Origin of the sequence: Pseudovibrio sp. Ad46 (assembly GCF_001623065.1) — a bacterium.
GTDB lineage: Bacteria > Pseudomonadota > Alphaproteobacteria > Rhizobiales > Stappiaceae > Pseudovibrio.
Map to the genome: position 1 here is coordinate 72,786 of NZ_LMCG01000040.1, position 13,101 is coordinate 85,886.

At 52.1% G+C, this 13,101-nt stretch carries 13 protein-coding genes; 3 read left to right on the forward strand and 10 right to left on the reverse strand.

Annotated elements, in window-relative coordinates; all coding sequences use genetic code 11:
* The first annotated feature begins 97 nt into the window (after window positions 1–97).
* The 3 genes from PsAD46_RS07330 to PsAD46_RS07345 all read left to right on the forward strand — a co-directional run bounded on the left by PsAD46_RS07330 (window position 98) and on the right by PsAD46_RS07345 (window position 3,132).
* The gene (locus PsAD46_RS07330) at window positions 98–1,162 is read left to right on the forward strand and encodes an AraC family transcriptional regulator (RefSeq protein ID WP_084404362.1); all 1,065 of its coding nucleotides are present in this window, start codon (window positions 98–100) and stop codon (window positions 1,160–1,162) included.
* A gap of 319 nt (window positions 1,163–1,481) precedes the next feature.
* Window positions 1,482–2,288, forward strand: a complete 807-nt coding sequence (gene panB, locus PsAD46_RS07340) for a 3-methyl-2-oxobutanoate hydroxymethyltransferase (RefSeq protein WP_063287105.1) — start codon at window positions 1,482–1,484, stop codon at window positions 2,286–2,288.
* A gap of 124 nt (window positions 2,289–2,412) precedes the next feature.
* A complete protein-coding gene (locus PsAD46_RS07345) occupies window positions 2,413–3,132 on the forward strand; it encodes an isochorismatase family cysteine hydrolase (RefSeq protein WP_063306510.1) in 720 nt (239 codons plus the stop codon).
* On the opposite strand, the gene PsAD46_RS07350 is transcribed toward PsAD46_RS07345, so the two are convergent.
* The 10 genes from PsAD46_RS07350 to PsAD46_RS07390 all read right to left on the reverse strand — a co-directional run bounded on the left by PsAD46_RS07350 (window position 3,129) and on the right by PsAD46_RS07390 (window position 12,911).
* Window positions 3,129–3,947 (reverse strand): phosphodiesterase, encoded by an 819-nt coding sequence (locus PsAD46_RS07350; RefSeq protein ID WP_063306511.1) that lies wholly within the window; start codon window positions 3,945–3,947, stop codon window positions 3,129–3,131. The genes PsAD46_RS07345 and PsAD46_RS07350 overlap by 4 nt on opposite strands.
* Before the next feature lie 461 nt (window positions 3,948–4,408).
* Window positions 4,409–4,540, reverse strand: coding sequence for a DUF2474 family protein (locus tag PsAD46_RS27890; RefSeq protein WP_152986720.1), 132 nt, complete (start codon window positions 4,538–4,540; stop codon window positions 4,409–4,411).
* Entirely contained in the window at window positions 4,540–5,547 is a 1,008-nt protein-coding gene (gene cydB / locus PsAD46_RS07355) for a cytochrome d ubiquinol oxidase subunit II (protein ID WP_063306512.1), read from the reverse strand. Before cydB ends, PsAD46_RS27890 begins: the two co-directional genes overlap by 1 nt.
* Complete coding sequence (locus PsAD46_RS07360; RefSeq protein WP_084404363.1) at window positions 5,537–6,946, reverse strand: cytochrome ubiquinol oxidase subunit I; 1,410 nt, start codon at window positions 6,944–6,946, stop codon at window positions 5,537–5,539. The genes cydB and PsAD46_RS07360 overlap by 11 nt, the downstream gene beginning before the upstream one ends.
* A 251-nt stretch (window positions 6,947–7,197) precedes the next feature.
* Complete coding sequence (locus tag PsAD46_RS07365) at window positions 7,198–7,572, reverse strand: DUF805 domain-containing protein (RefSeq protein ID WP_063306513.1); 375 nt, start codon at window positions 7,570–7,572, stop codon at window positions 7,198–7,200.
* 151 nt (window positions 7,573–7,723) lie between these two features.
* A complete protein-coding gene (locus PsAD46_RS07370; protein ID WP_208981719.1) occupies window positions 7,724–8,170 on the reverse strand; it encodes a DUF805 domain-containing protein in 447 nt (148 codons plus the stop codon).
* Window positions 8,171–8,304: 134 nt separating this feature from the next.
* Entirely contained in the window at window positions 8,305–8,538 is a 234-nt protein-coding gene (locus PsAD46_RS07375; RefSeq protein WP_063306515.1) for a FeoC-like transcriptional regulator, read from the reverse strand.
* A gap of 1 nt (window position 8,539) precedes the next feature.
* Window positions 8,540–10,882: a ferrous iron transport protein B gene (feoB, locus tag PsAD46_RS07380; RefSeq protein ID WP_063306516.1), complete on the reverse strand. Its 2,343-nt coding sequence runs from the start codon at window positions 10,880–10,882 to the stop codon at window positions 8,540–8,542.
* A complete protein-coding gene (locus PsAD46_RS07385; RefSeq protein WP_063287113.1) occupies window positions 10,879–11,199 on the reverse strand; it encodes a FeoA family protein in 321 nt (106 codons plus the stop codon). Before PsAD46_RS07385 ends, feoB begins: the two co-directional genes overlap by 4 nt.
* Window positions 11,200–11,342: 143 nt before the next feature.
* On the reverse strand, window positions 11,343–12,911 hold the full coding sequence (locus PsAD46_RS07390; RefSeq protein ID WP_208981720.1) for a bifunctional aminoglycoside phosphotransferase/ATP-binding protein: 1,569 nt from the start codon (window positions 12,909–12,911) through the stop codon (window positions 11,343–11,345).
* Window positions 12,912–13,101 lie beyond the last annotated feature (190 nt).

Below are 13,101 nucleotides of genomic sequence, written 5' to 3' on the forward strand. Positions count from 1 at the left end.
CGTTTAGAAGGACATATACGGACGTAGGGCGGACAAATTCGGTCATATCTTGCGGTCACTCCCGTGTTTCCGTAGCATGACTGCTTTGGGAGAGGGCATGCATTCTGAATTTGGCCAGTTGGCACCGCCAGAGGTGGCACAGCATTCAAAGGTTCCACCACACCTGTTGCGCTATCTGTTGCAGGAGCTGGAGCAACGCGGCATCGCCGCAGAAAAGGTGCTGCCTCACACATTCCTGAGCCAAAACACTGACCCCTCGGTGTTTCTGTCTCACGAGGCCCGCCTGACCTATCAGCAGAGCCGTCTCATCATCCTCAAGGCGCTGGCGTTGACGGGAGATGAAAGCCTCGGCCTTGCTGTCGGCCACCGTCAGTCCATCACCTCTCTCGGGCTCGTCAGCCTTGGCGTTATGGCAAGTGCAACGGGAAGAGCGGCGCTCGAGTTCGGCATAAAACACCACCGCTTGACTGGGAGCATGCTTGAGATTGATTTGGTGCCAGCAGCTGATAATGCGCTCACAATGATCGCACGCAGCCGGTTCCATGAGCCAGTGTTGCTCACGTTTTTCGTGCAGGAACTGTTTGCCGCCATGGTAGGCGTTGTCCGCTTCACAACAGGAAGCAAGCAAGCGATCCAGCGTATTGAGATGATGCAGACACCGCCAGCAAAGAGAAGCCTCTATCAGGAGGCACTTGGATCATCTGTCAGGTTTGATGCGTCACGAAATGCAATATTTTTTGACGCAGAGCACCTGCAACGTCCGCTGGCAACCGCAGACAGGTTTGTTGTGCAGGAAGTTGAAACACTTCTGGCAGGCATGATGCAGGAAGAAAGCAACCGTCTGGGCTTCCTTAAAACCGTGGAGGAAGAAGTCCGCCGTAGCCTGAAAAGCAACCCATCAATCGAAGAAATTGCGGGTGGGTTCTCCATGGGTGAACGTAGTTTTCGGCGCAAACTAGCCGCTTTTCAAGTCTCCTTCCGCGATATCCTCTCGCAGATCCGCCAGTCGCAAGCCATGGAGCTGCTCTTATGGTCGCGCTTGTCATCTGAACAGATCGCAGCAGAGCTCGGCTACTCGGATCCAAGGGTGTTTCGAAGGGCATTTAAGCAATGGACAGGGGAGACACCAAGCCAGTTTAGAAAGTCCGCAATTCAACTGTGAATGGTACATACCGCACCAAAAGTCCCATTGGGTATCTCAACGTTATTTTATATTCTCCGAAAATTCCTTATAAAGGCGCAGGAAGCACATGTTGCGCTGCGCAATTCCGAAAGACAAAGAGTGGCTTTCGGTGAGGTCGCGCAAAGACATAAGTCTGAAAGCACAGGCACAGATCAAAAACCAATAATAATAAGCGTACGCCGGTTTGATGCTGAACGGACTGGCAATGAGTGCGCGGAATAACAAAGAATGAAGGCAGTTGGATTGCTCCAGACAAAGGGCCAGCTGCTTTGGATGAACGAAACGGGCACCTAAAACAATGTCTCATACATCTGCGACTCGGCGGAAAACCATTAAAGACATCATGAAGGCAAAAGGCCATCACAAGCTGGTCTGCCTCACGGCCTACACTGCACCAATCGCACAGATGCTGGATGAGCACTGCGATCTGCTGCTGGTGGGCGACAGTGTCGGCATGGTGCTCCACGGCTTGCCAGACACGACAGCAGTCACGCTGGACATGATGATCATGCACGGCAAAGCCGTTATGCGTGGCTCTCAAAACGCACTTGTTGTCGTTGATATGCCTTTCGGCTCCTTTGAAGAAAGCCCACAGGCCGCTTACCGCAATGCATTGCGCGTGATGCAGGAAACCGGCTGTCAGGCCGTCAAGCTGGAATACAATTCTGCAGCGCCAGAAACCATCCGCTTTCTCGTAGACCGCGGTATTCCCGTGGTGGCTCACATCGGCCTGCGCCCGCAGTACCTGCATGTGGAAGGCGGCTATAAGGTTGCTGGCAAAAGCGAAGAAAGCCGCAAAGAACAGCTGGAATGCGCACGTCAGGTAGCCGATGCAGGTGCATTCTGTGTTGTCGTTGAAGGCACTAAAGACGAAGTCGCCCGCGAAATTTCTGACAGCGTGCCAATTCCGACCATCGGTATCGGTGCTTCCGTTGATTGCGACGGCCAGATCCTCGTCACCGATGACATGCTTGGCATGTTCGACAAGACGCCAAAATTCGTGCGCAAGTACGCTGAACTGAAATCCCAGATCGAACAAGGCGTAAAGGCGTTTGCAAATGACGTTCGCCGCGAGCAATTCCCGGCAGAGAACGAAACTTACTAAGATCGAAGACCGCCGTCGGGACCATTAGCACCAGCTGGATTGTGTACAGGTCCTGACGGCTTTGCTCCCCAAAATTTGGAAATGTCAGCCCCCCTCTGCAGCATGATATGGTGTGGGGACTGGCATGTCTTGGCTTGGGGAGCGAACGGTGCTTATTCTGGTTTTAGGAGCTTTGCTTTGCGTGGTAACCCTTGCTGCCTATACCTTTTGGGGTGTCCTCAACATTCAAACACCAACCAACGGCCCGTCGATCATGTTTGAAGGCCGCAGAGGCACTGCGCTGTTGGTGATTGATGTTCAAAGTGACTTCATCAAGGAAACCAGCTCTCGAAGTTGGGAGCCCGACTATCTGCAAGCCCGCCTCAACTACATAAACGCGCTTGGTGAGTTGGCACAGCAAAAAGGCTGGCCCGTTATCTCCATCCGGCAGGTTTATAAGGGGTGGTACACCAACCTTCTGGTCCGGCTGTTAGGAGGAGGTTTGGGGGCAAAAGGCTCTGATGGCTTAAAGATGGATCCACGCATTTCTGTTGAGCCAGATCTGGATCTTGTGAAATCAAAGAGCGACGCTTTTGGCGAACCGGCGCTCGCTGAGTTCCTGAAAAATCAAGAAGTTGACCACCTGATTGTGACAGGTCTGGATGGCAATGCCTGCGTCAAGAACACAACAATCGGTGCGCTTAACAGAGGGCACCGCGTCGAACTTTGCGACCCCGCCATTCTCGCCCAAAATCAGAAGGCATGGAAACTGCAGAAGGAGGCACTGCAGGAAATGGGCGCCGCCGTCTCATGGGACATCGTTGAGAACGAAGCCGATCTCATAACAGAGAAAGACCCAGCCTAATCAATCAGTTTGCCATCCTTATCAAAGAATGGATGTTGGCCACCAAAGTCGCCGATAAAACTCAAATGATTGATCAGTTCTCCCCCGGACCAGCAGAAAATGCGCGCTGCAGGCGGGTCCATAACAAAGCCAGGTTCCCCGTCCGGAGCCAGATCAAGCGTGACCTGATGGCCTGAAGCAGGGCAGATGCTCACCGGAATGCCGTTCTTGAAGACTTCGATCGCTCGGTGAACATGACCACAAGCAATCTGTCGGACTTGCGGCCGCCCTGTAACCACAGGCCAGAAGTCCTCATCAGCGCGCATCAGCATAATATCATCCATATGCTGAATACCCGTCTTGAACGGTGGGTGATGCATGAACACCAAAGTCGGCTGATCTTTATGTGCGTCCAGTTCATCACGCAACCACGCTTGCTTATCAGCATCAAAATGGCCGTCATGCTTGCCCGGAATGGTCGTATCCAGCCCGATAATGCGCAAGTCATCTTTCTCAATTGAAAACTGAAGTGCACCCTCTGAAGTCAGGTAGTCATGATCCGCAAACGCATCCCGCATTGCATCCCGGTGATCGTGATTACCGGGGATCACATAAAACGGCATATCCAGCTGGTCGATCTCTTGCCGGAACAGCTCATACTCATCCGCATTGCCCAAATCCACCAGATCGCCGCTAATCACCACAAAATCAAGTCGTGGACGAAATGCGTTGAGGTGCGCAACGGCCTGACGCAAATGAGAAAGCGTATCAACACAGTTGTAGGCGAACTTTCCGCCAGCCTTGATGTGAATGTCGGTAAGCTGCGCGAAGATCATGTGTGGTACCCCAAAAAAATAGGCTGCAAGTCAGAATAAACTTTAAGCGATGAATAAGCCTGCATCAGCGGAAATTGCGCTGCTGATTAGTCCGTCTGACCTCAAACAACAAGTGAACTTTTCATGACAGGAGCATGGTTGCAAGACGTCACTCCGAACAATCAGAAGGAGTGGGCAGGCGTCAGCCGCAATACAACCACAGGCCACCCACATATTAGCATCGCCTTGATTTGCTCATTTTCGCCAGTTTTAGGCAATAAAATCGCCTAACTGCGGGTTTTGACGCATTGAAAGGATTTTTAAAACATATCACAGTACACCCCTGAAATATGAGAGGCGAATTTTCGGGAGATATTCGGCTCCGGACAGTTTCGAGCCGTAGCGGAGGAGGAACCGCGAGCGGTTCATTGGGAGAAGGGCGTGCTATGGGGATAGCACGCCCTTATTTTTTGCTGGGTCTGTTAAATAATCAGACTTCTTAAGGCGTAAGAGACCACTGCGATGGAGGCAACGCCTGCCACCCAAAGGGCTGCAAACCAAAGCAACCGCTTCCATAAAGGTTGGTCAATTTCGCCAGTTTTATCGAGGCTCATCAGTGATACCCTTCCGTTGATTTGATCTTGCCACGGAACACGTAGTACGCGTAGGCCGTATAGGCGAGGATCATCGGGATGAGGATGACCGCTCCCACAAGCAGGAATTTCAGGCTGCTGTCAGGCGCTGCAGCTTCCCAAAGAGTGTAAACATTTGGCACCACATACGGGAAGATGTTGATCCCAAGTCCCACATAGGTCAGCAGGAAGATCACCAGTGAAGCGAGGAACGGTGTGTAATCCGCATCGCTCATCAAAGACCGCCACAGCACCAGCGTGGTGACCGCAACAAGAAGCGGAACCGGGAAGGTGTAAAGCAGATACGGGAAGCTGAACCACTTCTCCATAATGCTCTCATTGATGAATGGCATCCACATGCTGACCAGCAGAAGGAAGCCAATCAGGACAAGAGCTGCGTACTTTGAGACGCGGCGGAAATGCGCTTGCGGCACACCTTCCAGCTTCATCACCAGCCATGTGGCCCCAAGCAGGGCATAGCCGGAGATCACGGCAAAACCGGTCATGACAGAAAATGGTGTCAGCCAATCCCACCAGCCGCCGGCATAGGTGCGGTCAACCACCTCAATGCCTTGCACAAGCGTGCCAAGCACCAGTCCCTGGCAGAACGCAGCAACAATAGATCCTGCAAAGAAGGATATATCCCAGAAAGGTCTGCGCTCAACAGATGATTTGAAGCGGAACTCAAAGGCAACACCTCTGAAGATCAACCCGATCAACATGCCAATAATCGGTGCGTAGACCGCAGGCATGATAACCGAGTAGGCCAGCGGGAACACGGCAAACAAACCGCCGCCACCAAGGACGAGCCAGGTCTCATTGCCATCCCAGACAGGAGCAACGCTGTTCATCATCAATGTGCGTTCATCAGCGTCTTTAGTGGTCGGGTACAAGATCCCGATACCAAGATCAAAGCCATCCAAAATCACATAGGCGAAGATCGCGACTGCAATGAGAAAACCCCAAATGAGCGGATAATCAAGAATCATGGGAACGATCTCCCTCATGTGGTTGAAGGGCCTGTGCAGGAGTGATGCCTGCGGTTCTGACAGGTACGCCTTCCTCAACGCCCTGGCTCGCATCCGGAGATTTCGCCATGGACCGGAAGATGTAGAAGATACCAACGCCAAAGACGATACAGTACACCGCTACAAAGATGACCAGCGAGGCCCAGACGGCAGGTGCTTCAACAGGTGAGACGGATTCTGACGTCTTGAGCAACCCGTACACGGTGTAAGGTTGGCGACCAACTTCCGTTGTTGTCCAGCCTGCGATGACGGCGACAAAGCCAGCAGGTCCCATAACAATGGAAGCTCGCTGAAGCCATTCACTCTCATAAAGCCGGCCACGGATCCGAGACCATAGGCCCCAAACGCCAACCAGCAACATCAAGACACCAATACCAACCATGATGCGGAATGACACAAACACGATCGCTGCCGGTGGCCAGTCTTCCCGTGGAAACTCATTCAAACCAGGGACAACACCATCGAGGCTGTGGGTCAGAATAATGCTCGAGAGATAAGGGACCTCAATCTTGTACTTTGTTTCTCCAGCTTCCACATCCGGCCATCCAAAGAGGATGAGCGGGGCAGGGCCTTGGGAATCAAAGTGCCCCTCCATAGCAGCAACCTTGGCAGGCTGATGCTCCAGAGTGTTGAGGCCGTGATAGTCCCCCGCAAGCATTTGGATTGGCGTGACCACAATCATCATCCACATTGCCATGGAGAACATCACCTGCGCCGCCGCATTAAATCGGTTCTTCAACAGATGATAGGCACCCACGGCACCAACCACGAAGGCTGTGGTCAGGTAAGCTGCCAGCACCATGTGCACGAGCCGGTAGGGGAAGGAGGGGTTGAAGATAATCGCCCACCAATCCGCAGGCACAAACTGGCCCACGTCATTCATGGCGTAGCCTGCTGGTGTCTGCATCCAGCTGTTGACGGAAAGGATCCAGAAAGCGGAAAGGGCGGTGCCAATGGCAACAACCACGGTGGCAAAGAAGTGCAACTTCTTGCCTACGCGGTTCATACCAAACAGCATAATGCCGAGGAAACCTGCTTCCAGGAAGAAGGCCGTGAGCACCTCATACCCCATGAGCGGTCCAATGACCGATCCGGTTTTGTCTGCAAAGGCAGACCAGTTGGTGCCGAATTGATAAGCCATGACGATGCCGGAAACGACACCCATAGCGAAGGAAAGTGCGAAGATTACGAGCCAGAACTTGAAGACCCGCAAGTATACATCACGTCCTGTCCATAGCCATAAGCCTTCAAGGACAGCAAGAAAACTTGCCAGACCTATAGTAAAAGCCGGAAATATGATATGGAACGCGATTGTAAAAGCAAATTGGAATCGAGCTAGATCAACTGCTAAACTGTCCATGTGACCACCTGTCGATGGGATGTGCTAATTTTAAATCATGGAATTCCGTAGCGGAACACTGTTAATAATTATGTTTTTTCCGCGATCCATGACCAGTGCACCCCAAAAGATAGGGCACTTGTCTTTGCTGTAGTAACTGTTTCCTTGAAAAAGTGAGTTGCATTAGGAGCTATGCGCTATGCAAAGTGTCGCATAATTTCTGCTTATGCCCGATCCGACACAGCACTATCCAGTTTGTATTAATTCTAATTCTAATATTTCGTTTTGCTATGGAATGATGGCTGCACAAACCAGTAGAGCAGCAGCAAACCGCCTAGAATCGGTATGAAAGCGATGAGCAGCCAGAAGCCGGATCGATTGATGTCATGCAGTCGCCGCACAGCCACGGCCAGATTAGGCAAGAAGAATGCGATGTTCAAGATGGCGCTTAACGGAGCACCATCCTGCACGCTCCCCGTGGGCAATCCCAGAGTAGGGGCGATCACAAAGTTATCGATAAGGTAAGCAGCGATCATCACTATGAGCACGAAGAGTACCCACCACCAAAACTCGGAGCGAGGCGCACGCCCAGTGAACTGCACATACTTCTTGAAACAGGTTCTGATGGCGCTTTGAAAACTAACCACGCTACTCTCCAAGTTTTTGTAGGGGTGTTAGACCGCACATGCTGACCAGAACGTCGAGGTTGGCTGTCTAACGATGTGCCAGAGAGCAAAGAACTGAGGTCTGTGCTCCTGTTTTGCGTGCGTACTTTTTGCCTTAGCTGAGTTTGAGTGTTTACTCGTAATTGGCGTTGACGGTTTGCCTTGAAGGAAGCAGATGCCAGTACAATAGAAGCAATGCCCCAAAAAACGGGATCACCGTAATGAACACCCAGAAGCCGGAACGATCAACATCGTGAAGACGACGAACGGCTACCGTTAGTGTTGGTAACAACAGAAAAAGCGTAACAATCATTGTGAGGATGTTGGGCAGGAACATACCGACTGCCACTGCAGTTCCAGAAGTACCTGATGATTGCTGAAGCTCTGAGATGCCCAAAATAAGACCACTCACAACCAAAATATCAAAAAGAACAGCTACGGTGATGACAAGCGCATTGAACAAAAACCACCACCAGTATTCAGCGCGTGATGCACGACCATAAAAGTTAAAGTAGTTCTTCAGGCATGAGATGATGGCATCTTTGAAACTAAGTTCATCTTGTGAGTGCGTGTAGGCCATTGAGCCCTCTTTTTTGCAGGAAAGGCTAGAGCGCGCTTTCTCACCAGAAAGTTGAGGGCATAGGCCAAATGCAAAACAGGAGAGCAAAGACCCGGCCTTACTCTCCTGTTTGTGCTTATTTGCTTAAGCAGAGCTTATCGTTTGAGCTGATACTGAACCGTTGGTGCAAAGCTGCATCCCCCACAGGAGCTTGCACAGCTGCTGGAGGCGGAGCTTGAGGAGCACCCCACTTCCTCAATGCGGCCTAATGCTTTGAGTTGGGAGACCATGGCCATGGCAAAGTCACTCGGAATGTTCATATCCTGAGCGATCTCGCCAACAGTGGCGCCGCCACGCTTTGCCAAAACACCTTCGATCTGCTGCAACATTTTATTCTGCGGCCTCCAGTGCTGCCTGATGCGCAATGGTGCTCTCTGCTTTCTGGCGCATGAAGACCAACACGCAGGCAATTGCAGCCAGCAGTCCAATGATCCAGAGTGCAGAAGATGTTGGGTGGCGAGCGAAGGTGCCAATCTGATAAGCCAGAGAAGCGCCGGAGTAGGCCAGTAAAGTGGTCCAGCCTGCCGCAAACAGAGCCCAGTTGCGCCCAACCTCTCGCCAGATCGTGGCCAAAGCCGCAGTGCATGGAATGTAAAGTAGGACTGCAATCATGTAGGCAAATGCGCCTACTTTTCCGTCAAAGTGCGCGGCAAGGGCGGTGAACAGGCCCACCTCAACCTCTTGCTCTTCAGCAGCCACGTTATAGCTGGAGGTATCACCAATATCGATGCCAAGTGGATCAAGCATCTGCGAGGTCAGATCCACAATGCTGGTCGTGAAGATATTGATGGCCTCTTGTGCAGTCTCCAGCGGGGCAGGGGCACCGCCTTCCTCATCAGTGGTCACATAAAGCGTCTGCAAAGTGCCAACCACAGCTTCCTTCGCAAAAATGCCTGTGACCAGACCAACAGTCGCAGGCCAGTCATCTTCACTCAGGCCCATAGGAGCGAAGATTGGTGTCACTTGTTTGGAAACAACAGCCAAAACAGAGTTGCCATTGGCCTCGTTGCCAACGTTTCCTTCAAAATCAACGGAGTTCAAAATAGTCAGAACAGCCACCACCGTGACAATAATCTTACCAGCCCCAAACAGGAAGATCTTCAGACGCGTCCAGACCAGCTTCATCACCTGTGCAAACTGCGGCATCTGATAGGTCGGCAGCTCAATAGCAAGGCTGGTGGATTGCCCTCTGTAGAAGGAGTTGGACAGCGCCCAGCCTGTAAAGATAGCCACGCCAACGCCAAGCAGATAAAGCGCAAACACAATGTTCTGGCCGTTGACCGGGAAAAACGCCGCTGCAAACAAAGCATACACTGGCAGGCGTGCGCCGCAGGACATGAACGGCGCCATCATGGATGTCACCACCCGCTCGCGTTCCGTCTCCAGCGTACGGGTCGCCACAACAGCGGGCACAGTACAACCAAAGCCCAGAATGAGCGGCAGGAAGGCGCGACCGGGCAGTCCGATCCGGCGCATCAGGCCATCTGCAACCACTGCTGCACGGGCCATATACCCGCTCTGCTCAAGGAAAATCTGACAGAGGAAAAGCAAGCCGACGATAGGGGCGAACGTACCGACAGTTTGTAAACCTCCGCCAAGCGCTGTGATCAGCATTTCCAGTGCACCACCTTCAAGCCCAACCGCATAAAGCAGGCTTAGGGGTGCCTGAATAAACAAGGCATCTCCCAATCCATCAAACAGATCAATGAAGTAGGAGGAAACATTAATCGCGATGAAGAACATCGCATACATCGCGCCAAGGAACACAAACGGGCCAGCCCACTTGGAAAGCACAAAGCGGTCAATCTTATCTGAGAAGCTGCGTACATCCTGTGGCTCAGGTAGTTCCATCAGTTGCGCGAGAGAATAAGCCCGATTGAAGTAACTCGTCGCCATCACCAACTCAGTTGGGTCTTGCAGGCGAAGCTCACATCTTTGGGAAACAGCTTGAGCCTTCTCCAGCACAGCAGCAGGCACCATCTCACGCGCCAGCTTGTCTCCTTCCATCAATCGATGCGCTAATGGCATGGATTGATCTGACAAGGCCGGAGCTAGTCTGGCGATCCCATCTGCGAGCTCTTTGACAGGCTCAATCAGATCAAACGGATCTGTCAGCAAACGGGAGGGGACGTCTGGTGAGCGAACGGCAGTTGACAACTCATCACGCAAACCAGCCAGAGAATGCTCGTCGTGTACGGAAGTTGCGATCACCGGCATAGCAAGCGCAGCTGAGAGGCGATCAGCAGCTGATTGCAAAACACCGGCAGGCCACAAATCTGCTTTGGTCATCACCGCTACAATCGGCACATCAAACGCGAGTGCTTGTAGTAAAATGGCAAGTGAACGTTCCAGCGCAATCGGATCAAGCACAACGGCCAGTGCGGATGGGCGATCAGATAAAAGTGCCTGGCGGGTAATGCGTTCGTCAATACGGTCATCTTCAGGAGAGGAAAGCGTTGCAACGCCGGGTAAGTCCAGCAGCGCCAGCGCGGTGGTCTGCGTTTCACAAATGCCAGTCTTGCGGTCAACAGTAACACCCGGCCAGTTGCCGATAACCTGACTGCGGCCAGTCAGCTTGTTAAACAGGCTGGATTTTCCGGAGTTGGCAGTTCCAAGCAAATGGACTTGGGGTTTGTCTTCACAGCGACAAGAGCCAGTGTCGTGGCAGCTCATTGGCTAACCTCTTCCACCAGAATAGTGTCAGCCAAGTCAACACCAACAGCCACGCGCTGAGAGCCGATGGAAAGGATACGTGCCCGTGAACCGCTGCCTTCAAAAATGGAAAGCGGACGATCACTGGTCAAACCAAGAGAACGCAACTTCAGGGCATCTGCCCGGTTGCGTCCAAGGCGAACAACCTTCAGCTCAACACCTGTACGTGCTTCTGTCAGCGGCATAGCCTGTACAGGTGGAACGAATGTTTCGCGATAAGGTGCGAAGACTTCTTTATGGGGTGCTTGCTCGAATGTTTCTCTGGCTAGCAAAGACATCAACGTCTCCAAAAATCTTATTTCTTGAAGACATAAAACTGCAACTGCGAATGACTTGCAATGACGGGAATCAAACAAGAAAGGAACATTGCTGCGTTATAGAGTACTGCTATCACTTTGGAATTATTATAAAAAATGGAATACTACTGTAACTGAGACAGCCCTGTCACTCTACGTGCTTGTTCTAAAACAGCTTCTTTGGATTTAGCGCTATCCAGCCTAACCCAGTGAATCTCGCCCAGGTCGTAACTTTGCTGCATCCGCACCACCTCAGAGTCTGCATCTGATGCGTCGCCGTGTCGCGCATCAACACGGTTGATAAGCGTCTCAACGTCAGCTTCCAGCCAGATCCCCTGAAATTCTGCACCTGTCTTTACGGCAAGTTGCTCAACCGAGTCTCTTTCTGCCGACTTGCTATAAACCCCATCGATAATGACGGAGTGCCCGGCTGCCAGCACCACTTCAGCCCGATCCAGCAACTCAGAGTAGACCTTGGCTGAAAACTCTGGTGTATATGTTTCCTTGCTGGCGGTTTCGACCTCACCGAGATCCAGCATCTCCTTACGCAAAACATCTGTGCGCAGATGCACCGCTCCCGGCATACGTCCCAGTAAAGGAGCCAGTCTTTGAGCGAGCGTGGTTTTACCAGTGCCGGAAAGGCCACCAATCACACAAAGCACGGGCGGAGTTGGTTCAAGTGCTCTCCGGCAAACCTTAAAATACTCTTGCGCCTGATACTCGGTCTTCCGCCGTGTTTCACCTTCTTGGTGCAATGACGCCGCTGCCCCGATCTTGGCGCGGATCGCAGCTCGCATCATCAGATAGAACCTTAATACGCGGAGGTCTTCCAGATGCTTTGGCTGTCGCGCCAACTGGAGATAGGTATTGAGCACCACATTAGCTGCTTCAGGCTCTTTTCGCTCACATAGATCTAATAGTAAAAAGGCGAGATCATAAAGAACATCTCCCGTCGCGATCGCATCATCAAACTCAACCGCATCAAACAGAAGCGGCTTCCCGTCATGCATCACTATATTGGCAAGGTGAGCATCGCCATGATTTAGACGCACGAGCCCCAACTCGCCGCGGTCCCGGATCATGCCCTCGATATGTTGGTGCTCTTTGCGGGCAGCTTCGTCCAGTGCCAACACCTGGTCACTAGGAAAGAACTGCGGGAACTCTCGAAATGCCTCAAGGTTTTGGTCGGTGTAATTGAGCAGGTCATCAATCCACGGCTGAGCTTCCCGCCGTGTTGTCCGGCTATGGGCATCTACCATCAGTTTCGCTAAGTCTACCGCCAGCTCTCTGCTGATACCCTTTTCCTCAGCAACCCTGTCCAGCCCGAGGTGCTCGTTAAAGCGGTTCATGTGGACCACCCATTCAACGACAGCGCCATGACCAGCCAGCTCTAAAGAGCCATCCCTCTCTAACGTGATGGGCAAGGTGCTGCGGTAAATCTGTGGGGCATACTGACTGTTGAGCTTGATCTCGGCTTCACAGGCCGTTTTCCGCTTCTCTAGCGTGGAATAGTCAAGGAACGGAAACTTCACATCCCGCTTCATCTTGTAGGCATCATTTCCAACCAGAAAGGCAATATTGGCATGTGTGTCGATGCGCTTGACCTCTTGCCCCCGGTGCGCCTCCGGAGAGGTGAAAAAGCTGATGATGTCGCTTTGGGTCAGAGTATCCACGTCAAAACTGGCGGCGGTCATGGGTCCATCCATCGAAACTACGCAAAAGCAAAATACCTGGAGATGTTGTGCACCTTCAGGCTGCAATTGCCAATCTATCAATCGGGCTTAGGACTTATTCTAGGGCGAGAGACTTTGTCTTGCAGTGAAAAAAAAGAGTAACTCAATAAAATACTCAATCTGTCATGCAGGCTTCATCATTTGCATTGTG